The 16,041-nt window shown below is 63.4% G+C and carries 10 protein-coding genes; 6 read left to right on the forward strand and 4 right to left on the reverse strand.

Going from position 1 to position 16,041, the window contains the following annotated elements; all coding sequences use genetic code 11:
* The first annotated feature begins 337 nt into the window (after positions 1 to 337).
* Both BM017_RS29560 and BM017_RS00700 read left to right on the forward strand, forming a co-directional pair.
* Entirely contained in the window at positions 338 to 1,042 is a 705-nt protein-coding gene (locus BM017_RS29560) for a methyl-accepting chemotaxis protein (RefSeq protein ID WP_371322044.1), read from the forward strand.
* A gap of 125 nt (positions 1,043 to 1,167) precedes the next feature.
* A complete protein-coding gene (locus BM017_RS00700) occupies positions 1,168 to 1,599 on the forward strand; it encodes a hypothetical protein (protein WP_092240664.1) in 432 nt (143 codons plus the stop codon).
* Here the strand turns inward: BM017_RS00700 and BM017_RS00705 are convergent.
* Entirely contained in the window at positions 1,546 to 2,322 is a 777-nt protein-coding gene (locus tag BM017_RS00705) for a TatD family hydrolase (protein ID WP_092240666.1), read from the reverse strand. The genes BM017_RS00700 and BM017_RS00705 overlap by 54 nt on opposite strands.
* A gap of 2 nt (positions 2,323 to 2,324) precedes the next feature.
* Positions 2,325 to 3,320, reverse strand: coding sequence for a catabolite repressor/activator (gene cra, locus BM017_RS00710; protein WP_071491092.1), 996 nt, complete (start codon positions 3,318 to 3,320; stop codon positions 2,325 to 2,327).
* 294 nt (positions 3,321 to 3,614) lie between these two features.
* Between cra and ptsP the strand changes: the two genes are divergently transcribed.
* The 4 genes from ptsP to BM017_RS00730 all read left to right on the forward strand — a co-directional run bounded on the left by ptsP (position 3,615) and on the right by BM017_RS00730 (position 10,834).
* Positions 3,615 to 6,473: a phosphoenolpyruvate--protein phosphotransferase gene (gene ptsP / locus BM017_RS00715; RefSeq protein WP_092240668.1), complete on the forward strand. Its 2,859-nt coding sequence runs from the start codon at positions 3,615 to 3,617 to the stop codon at positions 6,471 to 6,473.
* Positions 6,474 to 7,394: a 1-phosphofructokinase gene (gene pfkB, locus BM017_RS00720; protein WP_092240670.1), complete on the forward strand. Its 921-nt coding sequence runs from the start codon at positions 6,474 to 6,476 to the stop codon at positions 7,392 to 7,394.
* An 11-nt stretch (positions 7,395 to 7,405) separates the two neighbouring features.
* Positions 7,406 to 9,109, forward strand: coding sequence for a PTS fructose-like transporter subunit IIB (locus BM017_RS00725; protein ID WP_092240672.1), 1,704 nt, complete (start codon positions 7,406 to 7,408; stop codon positions 9,107 to 9,109).
* 183 nt (positions 9,110 to 9,292) lie between these two features.
* Positions 9,293 to 10,834 (forward strand): alkaline phosphatase D family protein, encoded by a 1,542-nt coding sequence (locus BM017_RS00730; protein ID WP_092240674.1) that lies wholly within the window; start codon positions 9,293 to 9,295, stop codon positions 10,832 to 10,834.
* A 72-nt stretch (positions 10,835 to 10,906) separates the two neighbouring features.
* On the opposite strand, the gene BM017_RS00735 is transcribed toward BM017_RS00730, so the two are convergent.
* Both BM017_RS00735 and BM017_RS00740 read right to left on the reverse strand, forming a co-directional pair.
* On the reverse strand, positions 10,907 to 13,432 hold the full coding sequence (locus tag BM017_RS00735) for a sulfite reductase flavoprotein subunit alpha (RefSeq protein ID WP_092240676.1): 2,526 nt from the start codon (positions 13,430 to 13,432) through the stop codon (positions 10,907 to 10,909).
* Between the two features lie 136 nt (positions 13,433 to 13,568).
* Positions 13,569 to 15,854 carry a TonB-dependent receptor gene (locus BM017_RS00740; protein WP_092240678.1) on the reverse strand — a complete coding sequence of 762 codons (2,286 nt, stop codon included), beginning with the start codon at positions 15,852 to 15,854 and terminating at the stop codon, positions 13,569 to 13,571.
* Positions 15,855 to 16,041 lie beyond the last annotated feature (187 nt).

Genomic DNA, 16,041 nt, shown 5'->3' on the forward strand with positions numbered 1-16,041 from the left:
CCTGAGCGCCGTGTTCTTGCTGATCTTCTATTTGTACGCCGGTTTCTACGCGTCCACCCGCACCACGCTGCGGCGCCTGGGGGCGATGATGGACAAGGTGGCGGCCGGCGACATGACCGTCACTTTTGTTGCGCATAGTCGCGATGAGTTGGGCGACCTGGGCCAGGTGTTCAACGGCACCGTGGCGAAGATCCATGACCTGATCGAGCGCGTCGGGCACACCGTCAGCCAGGTCGAGCTCCAGGCCGGCCAGGTGGAAACGATCTCGGCTCAGAGCAACCAGGCGGTGTCCGGGCAGCGTAGCCAGATCGAGCAGGTGGCAACGGCCATGAACCAGATGTCGTCCACTGCCCAGGAAGTCGCGCGCAGCGCGGCGGCGGCAGTCAGCAGTGCACACAGTGTCAATGATGAAACCGTCAGTGGCCGTGGCCTGGTGCAATCCCAGCAGGGCAGCATCGCGCGGCTGGCCTCGGAGATCGATGAGTCGGTACGGGTGATCAACCAGTTGGCCACTGACAGCCAGTCCATCAGCAGCGTACTGGAGGTGATCAAAAGCATTGCCGAGCAAACCAACCTGCTGGCACTCAATGCGGCCATCGAAGCCGCGCGTGCCGGTGAACAGGGGCGTGGTTTTGCAGTGGTGGCCGACGAGGTGCGCACCCTGGCCCGGCGCACTCAGCATTCCACTGAAGAAATCGAACAGATGATCAGCCGCCTGCACAGCGGTGTGGCAGCCGCCGTGAAAACCATGGGCACCAGCCATTCCATGGCCAGTGGCACGGTCGGGCAGTCGGAAAAGGTCCAGCAGGCACTGGAAAATATTCTTGGCGCCGTGGGCATGATCGTCGACCAGAACCAGCAGATTGCCGCCGCCGTGGAGCAACAGACCGCCGTCGCCCACGACATTGACCAGAACATCGTCGAAATCAACCGCGCCGGCGAGCATGCGGCCCAGGGCGCACACCAGACCGAAGCGGCGAGCCGGCAGCTATCGATGCAGGTGATTGAGTTGAAGCAATTGATCGGTGCGTTTCGAGTGTAGGAAATGTAGGTAGGGCGTATTGCTTGCCGGTGTAGCGCTTGTCCTGATTTCCGTGGGTGTCTTTTCTGGCTGGGTGAATGGGTGAGAATTTGTTTCAGACAAATTCAAGTTCAGGGAGCACGGCGATGACCATTGCGGTCGGCATCAAAGGGCATTGCGCCCATTGTGATATCAGGTTTGAACTCAAGCCTTGGCAGTTGAATGCCATCGCCATCGAAGAGCCCTTCGATTGCCCGTATTGCCAGCAGTTCCTGCAGTTGAGTTGCCCTCGGCAATTGCGGGCGTTCAAGTTGTTGGGGCATTGGGCGCTGGTGCAGCCGAGCATGGCGGTGTTCACCTGCATGGTGCTGATCGTGGCACTGGTCACAGAATGGGTGGGGTTGATCACGGTAGTCGGGCAGTTCAACGTGTCACTGCTGGTGCTGCTGGTGCATTTCCTGGCGCTGCGCTATGCCCGTTACCGGCAGCGGATCACGTTGGATCTGCAAGTGGTCGCGCCAGTCTTACCAATTGAACAGCTCGCACGCATTGCGTGTGCTCGCCTCAGCCAACGATAGCGGGCTGATGCCCATGCGCTCGGCCAGGGCGGTGCAGATGGCCGGCAGGTGTTCGGGGCTGTTGCGTTGGCCCGGGAACATGGCCGGCGCCATATCGGGTGAGTCGGTTTCCAGCACCACCGCATCCAGCGGCAGTTGCGCCAGCACCTTGTGCATGCGCAAGGCCTGGGGCCAGGTGGGGGCGCCGCCCAACCCCAATTTGAAGCCGAGCTTGATGTACTCGCGAGCCTCTTCGAGGCTGCCGGCAAACGCATGGATGATGCCGCCGCGGGGCAGGCGGATGCGCTTGAGGGTGGCGATCACGGCGGCGTGGCTGCGGCGCACGTGCAGCAACGCCGGCAGTTGGACGTCCACGGCCAGTTTGAGTTGGGCTTCAAACAGGCTTTGCTGGCGTTCGCGGTCCAGTTGTTCGAGGAAGTAATCCAGGCCTATTTCCCCCACGGCGCACAGTTGCCGATGGCCGTGCAGGCGCATCAACCAATCGCCCAACGCCGTCAGGTCAGCGGGGCGATGATCGTCGAGGTACACCGGGTGCAGGCCAAAGGCGGCGAACAAACCTTCGTCCGCTTGCACCAGGTCCCACACTCTTTGCCAATTCTGCTGATACACCCCCAACACCACCATGCGCCGCACGCCCAGCGCTCGGCTGTGGGCGAGGACTTCCCGGCGATCGCTGTCGAAATCCGGGAAGTCCAGGTGCGTATGGGTGTCGATCAGCTCCACGCTCAAGCCTCGTGAATACGCTGCTTGAACGTCCGGCCGATGGCATGCACGCCGGGTTGATACTGTTCTTCTTCGATCGCCGCCAGGGCCAGGCGCAGGGCGGTATCGGCGATCAGTTGATGCTGCTGGGCCATGGCGTTGACCGGCAGCGGCAGGAAGTCCAGCAACTGGGTATCACCAAAGGTTCCCAGGCGCAGCGGGCGCGACTTGAGCGGGAAGTCATGCAGTGCGTCGAACACGCCTTGCAGCAGCACGTAGGACGTGGTTACCAGCGCGTCAGGCAAATGCCCCAGTCGCTGGAGAAGTTGCTCCATCAGCTGTCGGCCGCAATCGCGACTGAAGGCTTCTGCGTGTTCAACGATCACCTCGCCGGTGAACCCGGCAAGGGCTTCACGGAAACCAGCGGCACGTTCCTGGCTGATGCTCAGCTCGGGTCGTGCGCCGATCAGCACGATCTGCTTGGGCAACGGTTGCAGCAGGCTGCTGGTCAATTGCTGGCACGCCTGGCGGTCGTCGCTGACCACCGAACAGAACTGATCCGCACCCATCACCCGGTCGATGGCAATCACCGGCAACCCCTTGGCTTGCAGCTCGCGATAACTGTCATCGCTGGCCGGCAGGCAACTGGCGACGAACAGCGCATCACAACGCCGCGCGCGGAACAGTTGCAGCAACTGGCGTTCGCTGTCGGCGTCATCGTCGGAGCTGGCGATCAGCAACTGATAGCCCCGCGCCCGTGCACCTTGCTCCAGGAGCTTGGCGATGCGTGCGTAACTGGGGTTTTCCAGGTCGGGCAGGATGAAACCCAGGGTGCGCGTGTGCCGACTGCGCAGCCCGGCGGCCTGTGGGTTAGGAGTAAAGCCATGGGCTTCGACGACAGCCCGCACCCGTTCGACGGTGGCGTTGCTGATGCGTTGCTGTTCGGCCTTGCCGTTGATGACGTAGCTGGCGGTGGTCACGGACACACCGGCCAGACGGGCGATATCACTGAGTTTCAAACCGGGATTTCCTTGTTTTCTGGAGCTTGCCCCGACATTTTGTCCAATCGTAACCGATTCCAGCACTCGACTAATGTCTCAGCTCAAGTGCCGAGTGGTTGTTCAAGGATGCGCAATTAACGCGTAATCTGCCATAAATTCTAGATTAAACGTTTCAGCCAGCGTATTTTTACGACGTTCGCGACTGAGTAGCTACTGCCAACTGACTGCTCAGTCAGCTATTGATGCACACCCATTACACTGTTTGTTTAAAACAATACCTAGTGCGGTCACCGCACTAACTAGGAGAACGGCATGCTTGAGCTCACTGTAGAGCAGATTTCCATGGGCCAGGTGGCTGTGGATAAATCTGCTGCCTTGCACCTGCTCGCTGACAAACTGGTGGCTGATGGCCTGGTCGCCGAGGGTTATCTCAGTGGCTTGCAGGCCCGTGAAGCCCAGGGCTCGACCTTTCTCGGCCAAGGTATTGCCATCCCCCACGGCACCCCCGAAACCCGCGACCAGGTGTTCTCTACCGGCGTGCGCCTGCTGCAGTTCCCCGAAGGGGTGGACTGGGGCGACGGCCAGATCGTGTACCTGGCCATTGGCATTGCCGCCAAATCCGACGAACACCTGCGCCTGTTGCAACTGCTCACCCGTGCCCTTGGTGAAACCGACCTGGGCCAGGCATTGCGCCGTGCCGGAAGCGCCGAAGTCCTGCTGAAACTGCTGCAAGGCGCACCGCAGGAACTGGCGCTGGATGCACAGATGATCAGCCTGGGTGTGTCCGCCGACGACTTCGAAGAGTTGGTCTGGCGCGGCGCACGCCTGTTGCGCCAGGCCGATTGTGTGAGCAATGGTTTCGCCGCCGTGTTGCAGCAGGTTGACGCGCTGCCCCTGGGCGATGGCCTGTGGTGGTTGCACAGTGAACAGACCGTCAAGCGCCCGGGCCTAGCGTTTGTCACCCCGGACAAGCCCATGCGTTACCTCGGTCAGCCGCTCCATGGCTTGTTCTGTCTGGCCAGCCTCGGTGAAGCCCACCAAGCGCTGTTGGAGCGCCTGTGCGCCTTGCTCATCGAAGGTCGCGGCCAGGAACTGGGCCGCGCCACCAGCAGCCGAGCCGTGCTCGAAGTGCTTGGCGGCGAACTGCCTCCGGACTGGCCCAGCGCCCGCGTCACCCTGGCCAACGCCCATGGCCTGCATGCACGCCCGGCGAAGATCCTCGCGCAGTTGGCGAAAAGTTTTGACGGCGACATCCGCGTGCGCATCGTTGACGGCCCGGTCGGCGCCGTGTCGGTGAAAAGCCTGAGCAAGCTGTTGAGCCTCGGCGCACGGCGTGGCCAGGTGCTGGAGTTTGTCGCCGAGCCGACGATTGCCGGCGATGCGCTGCCCGCGTTGCTCGCCGCTGTGGAGGAAGGCCTCGGTGAAGAGGTCGAGCCGCTACCGACGGTCAGCGCCCAACCGGCAGCCCTGGATATCGAGCCGGTTGTCAGTGCGCCGACCAGCGGCAGCCAGGTCCAGGCCATTGCCGCCGCACCGGGCATCGCTATTGGCCCCGCGCATATCCAGGTTCAGCAAACGTTCGATTACCCCCTGCGCGGCGAGTCCTCCGCTATTGAGCGCCAGCGCCTGCACAGCGCCCTGGGCGAAGTGCGCCGCGACATCCAGGGCCTGATCGAACGCAACCCTTCCAAGGCGATCCGCGAGATTTTCATCACCCACCAGGAAATGCTCGACGACCCGGAACTCACCGACGAAGTCGACACCCGCCTCAAGCAAGGCGAGAGCGCCGAAGCCGCGTGGATGAGTGTGATCGAAGCGGCCGCCCGGCAGCAGGAATCGTTGCAGGACGCCTTGCTCGCCGAGCGCGCCGCCGACCTGCGTGATATCGGCCGCCGTGTATTGGCGCAACTGTGCGGCGTCGAAACCGCCCAGGAGCCGAGCGAACCCTACATTCTGGTGATGGACGAGGTCGGTCCGTCGGACGTGGCGCGCCTTGATCCCGCGCGCGTCGCCGGCATCCTCACCGCCCGAGGCGGCGCGACGGCCCACAGCGCCATCGTCGCCCGTGCCCTCGGTATCCCGGCGCTGGTCGGCGCCGGCCCGGCGGTGTTGCTGCTGGCCTCCGGCACCTCCTTGCTGCTGGATGGCCAGCGCGGTCGCCTGCATGTCGACCCCGACGCCGCCACCCTGCAACGCGCCACGGTCGAGCGCGACACCCGCGAACAACGCCTGCAAGCCGCTTCGGCGCAACGCCATGAATCGGCGCTGACCCGCGACGGCCATGCCGTGGAAGTGTTCGCCAATATCGGCGAAAGCGCTGGGGTTGCCGGCGCGGTGGAACAGGGCGCCGAAGGCATCGGCCTACTGCGCACCGAACTGATTTTCATGGCCCACCCGCAGGCGCCGGACGAAGCCACCCAGGAGGCCGAATACCGCCGCGTGCTCGACGGTCTTGGCGGTCGCCCGCTGGTGGTGCGTACTCTCGATGTGGGCGGCGACAAACCGTTGCCGTATTGGCCGATTGCCGAGGAAGAAAACCCCTTCCTTGGCGTGCGCGGCATCCGTCTCACCCTGCAACGCCCGCAGATCATGGAAGCACAATTGCGCGCGCTGTTACGGTCCGCCGATAGCCGCCCGCTGCGCATCATGTTCCCCATGGTCGGCAGCGTCGACGAATGGCGTGCCGCCCGTGATATGACCGAGCGCCTGCGCCTGGAAATCCCGGTGGCGGACCTGCAACTGGGGATCATGATCGAAGTGCCCTCGGCGGCCTTGCTCGCGCCGGTGTTGGCCAAGGAAGTGGATTTCTTCAGCGTCGGCACCAACGACCTGACCCAGTACACCCTGGCCATCGACCGTGGTCACCCCACCTTGTCCGCCCAGGCCGATGGCCTGCACCCGGCGGTGCTGCAACTGATCGACATCACCGTGCGCGCCGCCCATGCCCATGGCAAATGGGTGGGGGTGTGCGGCGAGCTGGCGGCGGACCCGCTGGCGGTGCCGGTGCTGATCGGTCTGGGTGTGGATGAGTTGAGCGTGTCGGCCCGCAGCATTCCGGAAGTGAAGGCGCGGGTGCGTGAATTCAGTCTGAGCGAGGCCCAGGGCCTGGCGCAACAAGCACTGGCGGTGGGCTCGCCCGCCGAAGTGCGTGCCCTAGTGGAGGCCGTGTAGATGGCAAGGATTCTGACCCTGACGCTGAACCCGGCGTTGGACCTGACGGTGCGCCTGGCGCACCTGGAACCGGGTGAAGTGAACCGCAGCGAAACCCTGCTGACGCATGCCGCCGGCAAGGGTGTGAATGTGGCGCAGGTGCTGGCGGATTTGGGCCATCAGGTGAGCGTGGGCGGTTTCCTCGGCGAGGCGAACCCCCAGGCCTTCGAGGCACTCATCGCCCGCCGTGGGTTTGGTGACGCGTTCATTCGCGTGCCGGGCGAAACCCGCAGCAATATCAAGATTGCCGAACAGGACGGCCGTGTCACCGATATCAATGCGCCGGGGCCGGTGGTCAGTGACGCGGCGCAAGCCGCGCTGCTCAAGCGCATCGCCGATATCGGTGCGCAATTCGATGCGGTGGTGGTGGCCGGCAGCCTGCCGCGTGGCATCAGCCCGCAGTGGTTCCAGGGGCTGTTGGAGCAACTGAAAAACCTCGGGTTGAAAGTCGCCCTGGACACCAGCGGCGAAGCACTGCGCGCCGGTTTGAAGGCGGGTCCGTGGATGGTCAAGCCCAACACTGAAGAACTGGCCGATGCCCTGGGGCATGCCCCGGATGCAATCAGCCAACTGCATCGGCAAGGCGTGGAACATGTGGTGGTTTCCGATGGCGCTGCCGGCGTCACTTGGTACCGCCCAGGCGCGGCGTTGCAGGCCACGCCGCCAAAGGTGACGGTGGCCAGTACCGTCGGCGCCGGTGACTCGCTGCTGGCCGGCATGCTGCACGGCCTGCTCAGCGGCGATACCCCGGAACAGACCTTGCGCCGTGCCACGGCAATTGCCGCCATGGCCGTGACGCAGATCGGTTTTGGCATCAGCGATGACGCGCAGTTGGCGCGCCTCGAAAGCGGCGTCCACGTGCGCACGCTGACAGAACAATAAGAGGGTTTGTGATGAAGTTAGCCATTGTTACTGCCTGCCCGAACGGCATGGTCACCAGTGTGCTGTGCGCCCGCTTGTTGGACGCCGCCGCGCAGCGCCAGGGCTGGAGTACCAGCGTTGAAGTGGTGGATGTGCAGCGCCCGGAGCGCCAATTGTCCCAGTCGGTCATCGACGACGCCGAATGGGTGTTGCTGGTCAGCAGCACCCCGGTGGAGATGCAGCGCTTTGTCGGCAAGCGCGTGTTCCAGAGCACACCGGCCCAGGCGTTGGCGGATGTCGACGCCGTATTGCGTCGTGGCGCCGAAGAGGCGCAGGTGTATGTCGCGGCTGAAGCCCCGGCCAGGAACGCGCCGCGCATCGTTGCGATCACCGCCTGCCCGACCGGCGTCGCCCATACCTTCATGGCTGCCGAAGCCTTGCAGCAGACAGCCAAGCGCCTGGGTTATGACTTGCAGGTCGAAACCCAGGGCTCGGTCGGTGCCCGTACGCCATTGAGCGCCGAAGCAATCGCCAATGCCGATGTGGTGTTGTTGGCCGCCGATATCGAAGTCGCCACCGAGCGCTTCGCCGGCAAGAAGATCTACCGGTGCGGCACCGGTATTGCGCTCAAGCAGTCCGAAGCCACCCTCAACAAGGCCCTTGCCGAAGGTGCGGTGGAAAGCGCGGCCAGCGGCGCGGTGGCCAAGCCGGAAAAAACCGGCGTGTACAAACACCTGCTCACCGGTGTGTCGTTCATGTTGCCGATGGTGGTGGCAGGCGGGTTGTTGATCGCCTTGTCGTTCGTGTTCGGCATTCACGCCTTTGAACAGGAAGGCACCCTGGCGGCTGCGCTGAAAACCGTCGGCGACCGCGCCTTCATGCTGATGGTGCCGCTGCTGGCGGGCTACATCGCCTACTCGATTGCCGACCGTCCGGGCATCGCGCCGGGCATGATTGGCGGCCTGCTGGCCGGCACCCTGGGTGCAGGATTTATCGGTGGCATCTTCGCCGGTTTCCTCGCGGGCTATTGCGTCAAGTTGATCACCCGCGCAGTGAAATTGCCGCAGAGCCTGGAGGCGCTCAAGCCGATCCTGATCATCCCGCTGCTGGCGAGTCTGTTCACCGGCCTGGCGATGATCTACCTGGTGGGGCCGCCGGTCGCGCGCATGCTGGTGGGGCTGACTGATTTTCTCAGCACCATGGGCACGACCAATGCGGTACTGCTGGGCATCCTGCTGGGCGGCATGATGTGTGTCGACCTGGGCGGGCCGATCAACAAGGCGGCCTACGCATTTTCCGTCGGCCTGCTGGCGGCCCACAGCGGCGCGCCGATGGCCGCGACCATGGCGGCCGGCATGGTGCCGCCGATCGGCATGGGCATCGCCACGTTCCTGGCACGCCGCAAGTTCGCCCAGACCGAACGCGAAGCGGGCAAGGCGGCGATGATCCTCGGCTTGTGCTTCATTTCCGAAGGCGCGATCCCGTTTGCCGCGAAGGACCCGTTGCGGGTGATTCCGGCCAGTATCGCCGGCGGTGCATTGACCGGTGCCCTGTCCATGTACTTCGGCTGCGTACTGGCGGCGCCCCATGGTGGCCTGTTTGTGCTGGTGATCCCGAATGCGATGAACCATGCATTGCCGTATCTGCTGGCGATTGTCGCCGGCAGCCTGCTGACCGGTCTGGTCTACGCGTTGATCAAACGCCCCGAAGCGCAAGAACTGACCGTGACCGTCTGAGGCGGCGTAGAAAATGTGGGAGGGGGCTTGCCCCCGATAGCGGTGGGTCAGCCATAAATGTGCTGGCTGACACTCTGCCATCGGGGGCAAGCCCCCTCCCACCGTTGATCGCTGTATAGGTGTCATCTCTGCTTCATCGGGGCGTGCTTTAGTGGCCCTTTTGATACTCAAGAGGGCACCTGCATGAGCCACTTCGATCTCGGCCGCCGCCGCGTGATGCAAGCCGTCGGCGCCGGCCTGTTGTTGCCGGGCCTGGCGCCGGCGGTGATCGCTTCGGTCAAGGACCGGCCGCAGCTCACCGATGGCGTGCAGTCCGGCGACCTGCTCGGCGACCGCGCCATGATCTGGAGCCGCAGCGACCGCCCGGCCAAGATGGTGGTGGAGTGGGACACCCGCAGCGTGTTCAGCAACCCTCGTCGTTTTGTTTCGCCGCTGGCCGACCAGCGCAGCGACTTCACCGCCCGCGTCGAGCTCACCGGGCTGCCTGTCGACCAGGCGATCTTCTACCGCGCGCACTTCGAGGACGCCCAGACCGGCATCGCCAGCGAACCCTGGTTCGGCCACCTGCGCAGCGTGCCGCAACAGCGCCGTGACATTCGTTTTGTGTGGAGCGGCGACACCGTCGGCCAAGGCTTCGGCATCAACCCGGACATCGGCGGCATGCGTATCTACGAAGCCATGCGCCTGCGTCTGCCGGACTTTTTTATCCACAGTGGCGACACCATCTATGCCGACGGCCCGGTGCCCGCGCAGCTCACCGTCGAAGACGGGCGCATCTGGCGCAACATCACCACTGAGGCCAAGAGTAAAGTCGCTGAAACCCTGGAGGAGTATCGCGGCAATTACCGCTACAACCTGATGGATGAAAACGTGCGCCGCTTCAACGCCGAGGTGCCGCAGATCTGGCAGTGGGACGACCATGAAGTGGTGAACAACTGGTCGCCGAGCAAGCAGTTGGATGAGCGTTACCGGGTCAAGGACATCAATACCCTGGTCGGCCGTGCGCGCCAGGCGTGGCTGGAATACTCACCGATGCGCCGCCAGGCAGCGGACGGCGGCGGGCGGATTTATCGCAAGCTCAGCTACGGTCCGCTGCTGGATGTATTCGTGCTGGATATGCGCAGTTATCGCGGGCCCAACGATGACAACCTCGGCGGCGAAAAACCCTTCCTCGGGCGTGCGCAATTGGACTGGCTCAAGCGGGAACTCAAGGGCTCCCAGGCGCAATGGAAAGTCATCGCCGCCGACATGCCCATCGGCCTCGGCGTGCCCGACGGTGAAGTCAGCCCCGGCGTGCCGCGCTGGGAAGCCATCGCCAACAACGATCCCGGTGCGCCGCAAGGCCGCGAATGGGAAATCGCCGAGCTGCTGGGCTTTCTACGGGCGCAAAACGTGCGCAACCACCTGTGGCTGACCGCCGATGTGCACTACTGCGCCGCGCATCACTACCACCCGGATCGTGCGGCGTTCCAGGATTTCGAACCGTTCTGGGAGTTTGTCGCCGGGCCGTTGAACGCCGGGAGTTTCGGGCCTAATCCGCTGGACAAGACCTTTGGCCCCGAAGTGGTGTTCGAGAAGACACCGCCGGCGCAGAACACCTCGCCGCTGGCGGGGTTTCAGTTTTTTGGCGAGGTGAACATTGATGGGCAGACGGCGGAGTTGACTGTGGTGCTGCGGGACCTGGATGGCGTCTCGGTGTTCGAACAAAAACTCCAGCCCACCTGACTTGGAATGCATTAAAAATTGTGGGAGGGGGCGAGCCCACTCCCACAGGTTGAGTGTTGTTCGTTCAGGGGGTCAGTACACGTCGCGGCGATAACGCCCCTGCTCGATCAACCGCGCCACGGCTTCACTGCCGAGGATGTCCACCAGCGCCTGGTCCACCCCCGTCGCCATTCCCTGCAGGCTTCCGCACACATAAATCGCCGCGCCGTCGGCCAGCCATTTACGCAGCACATCCGCTGACTCGCGCAGGCGGTCCTGCACGTAGATCTTCTCTTGCTGATCGCGGGAAAACGCCAGGTCGAGCAACGCCAGATCGCCGCTGGCCAACCAGCCTTGCAGTTCGTCCTGGCACAGGAAGTCATGCTTGATATTGCGCTCGCCAAACAGCAGCCAGTTGCGCTGCTGGCCGTCGGCGATGCGGGCCTTGAGCAGACTGCGCAGGCCCGCCAGGCCGGTGCCGTTGCCCAGCAGGATCAGCGGCACCGGCGCCTGTGGCAGGTGGAACGCACTGTTGCGGCGCAGACGCAGGCTGATGCTCGAACCGAGGGCGGCGTACTCGGTCAGCCAGCCCGAGCCCAGGCCCAGGCTGCCGTCGGGGTGACGTTCCTGGCGCACGATGAGTTCCAGCACGCCATCGCTGGCAATCGAGGCGATGGAGTATTCGCGCATGCCCAGCGGCACCAACGCGTCCACCAGCGCCTGGGCGTGCAGGCCGACCAGGTGCGCGCGATGGGTCGGCAACTGGCGGGTGGCCAGGGCCTGGTCGAGCGTATGCGCCATGCCGTCGATCAATACGCTGTCACTGCCGGCCAGGCCCAGGCCTTCGAGGAAGTGTTCGATGGCCCACGGGCAATTGCGTGGCAGCACTTCCACCAGGTCGCCGGCTTGCCAGCTTTGTGGCGACGGCGAGGTGAGGCCCAGCAGGTAGACGTCCGAGCCGCTGCTGTCGCGGTTGAGCAATGAGCGGTGGCTGAGCGTCCAGTTTTCATACTGGGCCGTCGGCCAGGCGGATGCCGGGGCGTGGCCGGTCAGTTGGCCGAGTTGTTGTTGCCAGTGGAGCAGGGCGGCGGTGTCGCCGCTGTCCACTTCCACGGGCGCAAACAGTGGGTTGCCGCCCTGATGGGTCAGCCAGAAATGCAAGCGGCGGGCAAAGCCGCAGAAATGTTCGTACTGGCGATCACCCAGGGCCAGCACCGAGTAGTTCAGGCCCTTGAGGGACAGGTCCTGGCCGAGCACGCTGCGCTCGAAACCACGGGCATTGTCAGGCGCTTCGCCGTCGCCGAAGGTGCTGACCACAAACAGCGCGTTTTCCGACTGGCGCAGGTCGTCCTGGCTGACGCTGCCCAGGGGCTGCACCTTCACCGGCAGACCGGCGGCCTGCAATTGCCCGGCCGTTTGCCAGGCAAGCTGTTCGGCGAAACCGCTCTGGCTGGCAAAACCGATCAGCCAGGCCGGAGCGTTACTGGGGTTGCTTGTGAGGCCTTTGCGCGCATCTCGCACCTGGCGTTTTTTGCGCCGGCGGTCCAGGTACAGCAGCCAGCCGGTGATGAAGAACAGCGGCATCAGCACCGAGCTGAGCGTGAGGACAATCCGCCCGATCAAGCCGAAGTAACTGCCGGTGTGCAGCGCATAGACGCTGGTCAGCAGTCTGGAACCGAGGCTTTTGCTGGCGTACTGGTCGTGGGACTTGACCTCGCCGGTGGCCGGGTCGAGGTTGATCTGGTTCAGCGCCCGGTCATGGGGCGAGTTTTTCAACAGGTAGTAGACGATGGCCGGTTGCCCGGCGACCGCTGGCATGCGGATGTTATAGGCGCTCAAGCCTGGGCCGGCGTTGCTGTAGATGCTGCTCCAGATCGCATCGTAGTTGGCCACTGGCGCCGCACCCTCGGGCGCCGGGCCGCGCTTGCGCACCCGTTCGTGTTGCGGGGCGTCGGACAACAGTCTGGTCAGGCCCTGGCTGTACCAGTCGTAGGACCAATACAAGCCGGTCAACGCCGACAGCAGGTAAGCCAGCAGGCACCAGGTGCCGAACACCGAGTGCAGGTCCCAGTTGAAGGCACGGCCTTTTTTGCGCCAGTCCAGCGTCAGCCAGGCCCGCCAGCTCGCCACCTGGCGCGGCCAGCGCAGGTACAGGCCGGAGAGGCAGAAGAACACCAGGATCAGCGTGCACGCGCCGGTGATGTTGCGCCCGGTATCGCCCATCACCAGGAAACGGTGGAACTGCAGCAGAAAGCCGAAGACGTCCTGGCCGAGCACGTCGCCCATGTAGTCGCCGGTGTAGGGATCGAAATAGCGCAGTTGGCCACGGCGCTCGCCGGGCGGCGCGGTGAAGAACACGCGGGCGGCGTTGCCGCTTTCGCTTTCGACGAACAGCATGGCCACGGTCTGGCCTTCGGTGGCCTCCAGCTTGCGCACCAGTTCGGCGGGCGGCAGCACACCGGCTTCGCGTTTTTCCACGGTCAGCACGCTGGGGTTGAGCGCCCGCAGTATTTCATCCTGAAACGAGACCGCAGCCCCGCTGATCCCCATCAAGGCCAGCACCAGCCCGGCAGTGATGCCGAAGAACCAGTGCAACTGGAACAGGGTTTTCTTCAACACGTCTGACCGCCTCGTCTATCCGGATATGTAGGGCACGGCGCGCATTATGCCGTGGCTTGTCGAGAAACATTCTGTTTTACACGCAAAAGCCCCACGCATCCGATGCGTGGGGCCCTCTGCTGCGCGACGCTGCTGCTTAAAAATGGAAGCTGGTGGTCAACAGGGCCGTACGACCGGCCGCCTGGTTGGCGAAGTGTGTCGAGAAGGCCTTGTCGTAGTAAACCTTGTCGGTCAGGTTTTGTACGTTCAGTTGCAGGTCGACGTTCTTGGTCAGTTTGTAGCTGGCCATGGCATCGTAGCGGGTGTAGGACGGTACATAGACGGTGTTGCCGGCGTCGCCATAAACCTGGTCGACGTAGAACGCACCGCCACCGAGGGTGAGCTTGGAGGTGACGTCGTAAGTGGTCCAAAGGCTGAAGGTGTTCTTCGGCGTATTCGGCATCTGGTTGCCTTTGTTCGAACCCGCGCTGACGACACCGTTACGCCCGTTGAGGCCGGATTTGACCAGCTCGCTGTCCAGGTAGCTGTAGCCGGCGAACACTTGCCACTGGTCGGTGATCTTGCCGCTGGCGGACAGTTCCAGGCCGTCGACCTGGGATTCGCCGGCGTTCTGATAGGTGAGCGCGTCCACGAGGATGCGCGTGTTTTTCTTTTCGGTGCGGAACACCGCAGCGGTGAGGGACAGGCGATCGTGGAACAGGTCCCACTTGGTGCCCAACTCGTAGTTGACGGTTTCTTCGGGCTGCAGGTCGCTGGTGGCGGCACCGGCTGAGAGTGGGTTGCCGTCCGACCCTTCACCGACCAGGCCACCGGCAGGTGTCGCCGATGTGGCGTAGGACGCATAGATGCTGGCGTTTTCCACTGGCTTCCAGACCAGGCCGGCCTGCCAGTTGAAGAACTGGCTGTCCTCCTTGATTTTGCTGCGGCCGGTGGCCGAGTCGGTGTTGGCCACGGTGTCGAAGGTGTCGTAGCGCAGGCCGACGTTCAGCAACCATTTGGGGTCCAGCTCGATGGTGTCGAATACATAAGCGCCACGGCTGGTGGCCTTGGTGGCGGTGCCGTAGTAGTTGCGGGCGATGCTGCCGGTCCAGGCGTCATCCGGGTTCGGATTGCTCAGGGAGGTGCACTGGCCGCCCAGGCTGCCTTTGGCCACGGTGCACACTGGATTGGCGTTGGGGCTGATGGTGTAGCTGCTGACGCGGGTTTCTTCACCGGTGAACTCCAGGCCGGTGGAGTAGCTGTGCTTGAAGCCCAGGGCCTGGAAGCTGCCGAACAGGTCGGTCTGGTTGGTGGTGGTGGTCGTGGTCGAAACCCGGCTATTGGCGCGACGCCACACGGTGCCGTAGCGGTTGACGTTGAACTTGCTGTCGTCCGGCTGGGTAAGAATGTAGTCCTGGCCGGTGCTGCCATGGCGCAGGGTGTTTTTCAGCGTCATGGTGTCGTTCAGGTCGTGCTCGATGGAGAACGTACTGATATCGGCGCGGGTCTTGCGGAAGTCGCGGTCCTTCAAACCGTAGAAATTATTGCTGTCGCCGCCATCGTTGGGCTTGTCATGCACATGGGCGGTGGCGGTCGACGAACCATAGCCGTAGGGAATCCCCGAATCCGGCAGGTCGTTGCTTTCCAGGTGGTAGTAGCTGAAGTTGACGCGGGTCGGGGTGCCCAGGCCAAAGGTCAGCGACGGTGCCACGCCCCAACGGTCGTAATTGACCGCGTCGCGGCCAGCCACGTTCTGTTCGTGGCTCATCAGGTTCAGGCGGAACGCGGCGCTGTCATCGAGGAACTGGCGGTTTACGTCGAGTACGTAGCGGCGGGTCTGGTCGGAACCGTAGGTGAAGCCGCCATTGGTGAAGTCCCGCGCTTGTGGGGTCTTGCTCACCAGGTTGAGGCTGCCGCCGGCTGAACCGCGACCGCCGAACGATGAGTTCGGGCCTTTGCTGACTTCAATCGACTCGATGTCGAAGATCTCACGGCTCTGGCCACCGGTGTCGCGTACGCCGTCCAGGTAGGTGTCGCCCTGGGCATCAAAACCGCGGATGAACGGGCGGTCGCCCTGGGGGTTGCCGCCTTCGCCCGCGCCAAAGGTGATGCCCGGCACGGTGCGCAAGGCATCCTGCAACGAGGTGGCGGCGGTGTCCTTGAGGACTTGTTGCGGCACCACGGTGACCGAGCGCGGGGTATCCACCAGCGGTGCAGTGTATTTCTGCGACGAGGCTTTTTCGACCTGGTAGGAGGTGTTGTCCTGCGCTTCCCCGGTGATGCTGGTGGCGCCCAGGGAAATGCTGTTGCGCTGGCCTTTTTGTTCAGTGTCTTCGGCAGCTTGTGCCAGATGGGCGACAGAGCTGGCGCTGAGGGCAACGCCGATGGCTGAAGCCAGCATGCGTGGTGAACCGGCAGGTATTTTTGTAGTGGTGCGCGACATGACGTGTCCTTTCCCCAAGGATGTGAGGTCGCGGAATATAGGGCGAACAAGACTTTCTATCAATTGCGATACATTGCTAATTGCACTGAATTTACATTCTTTACACTTTTTGCTTACGGTTTTTACGATCTCGTTCGTCCTGGCGTTTTACAGGGCGGATAAGAATCAATACCATTGGCGCCTCTCT

This window comes from Pseudomonas sp. NFPP04, assembly GCF_900113815.1.
GTDB lineage: Bacteria > Pseudomonadota > Gammaproteobacteria > Pseudomonadales > Pseudomonadaceae > Aquipseudomonas > Aquipseudomonas extremorientalis.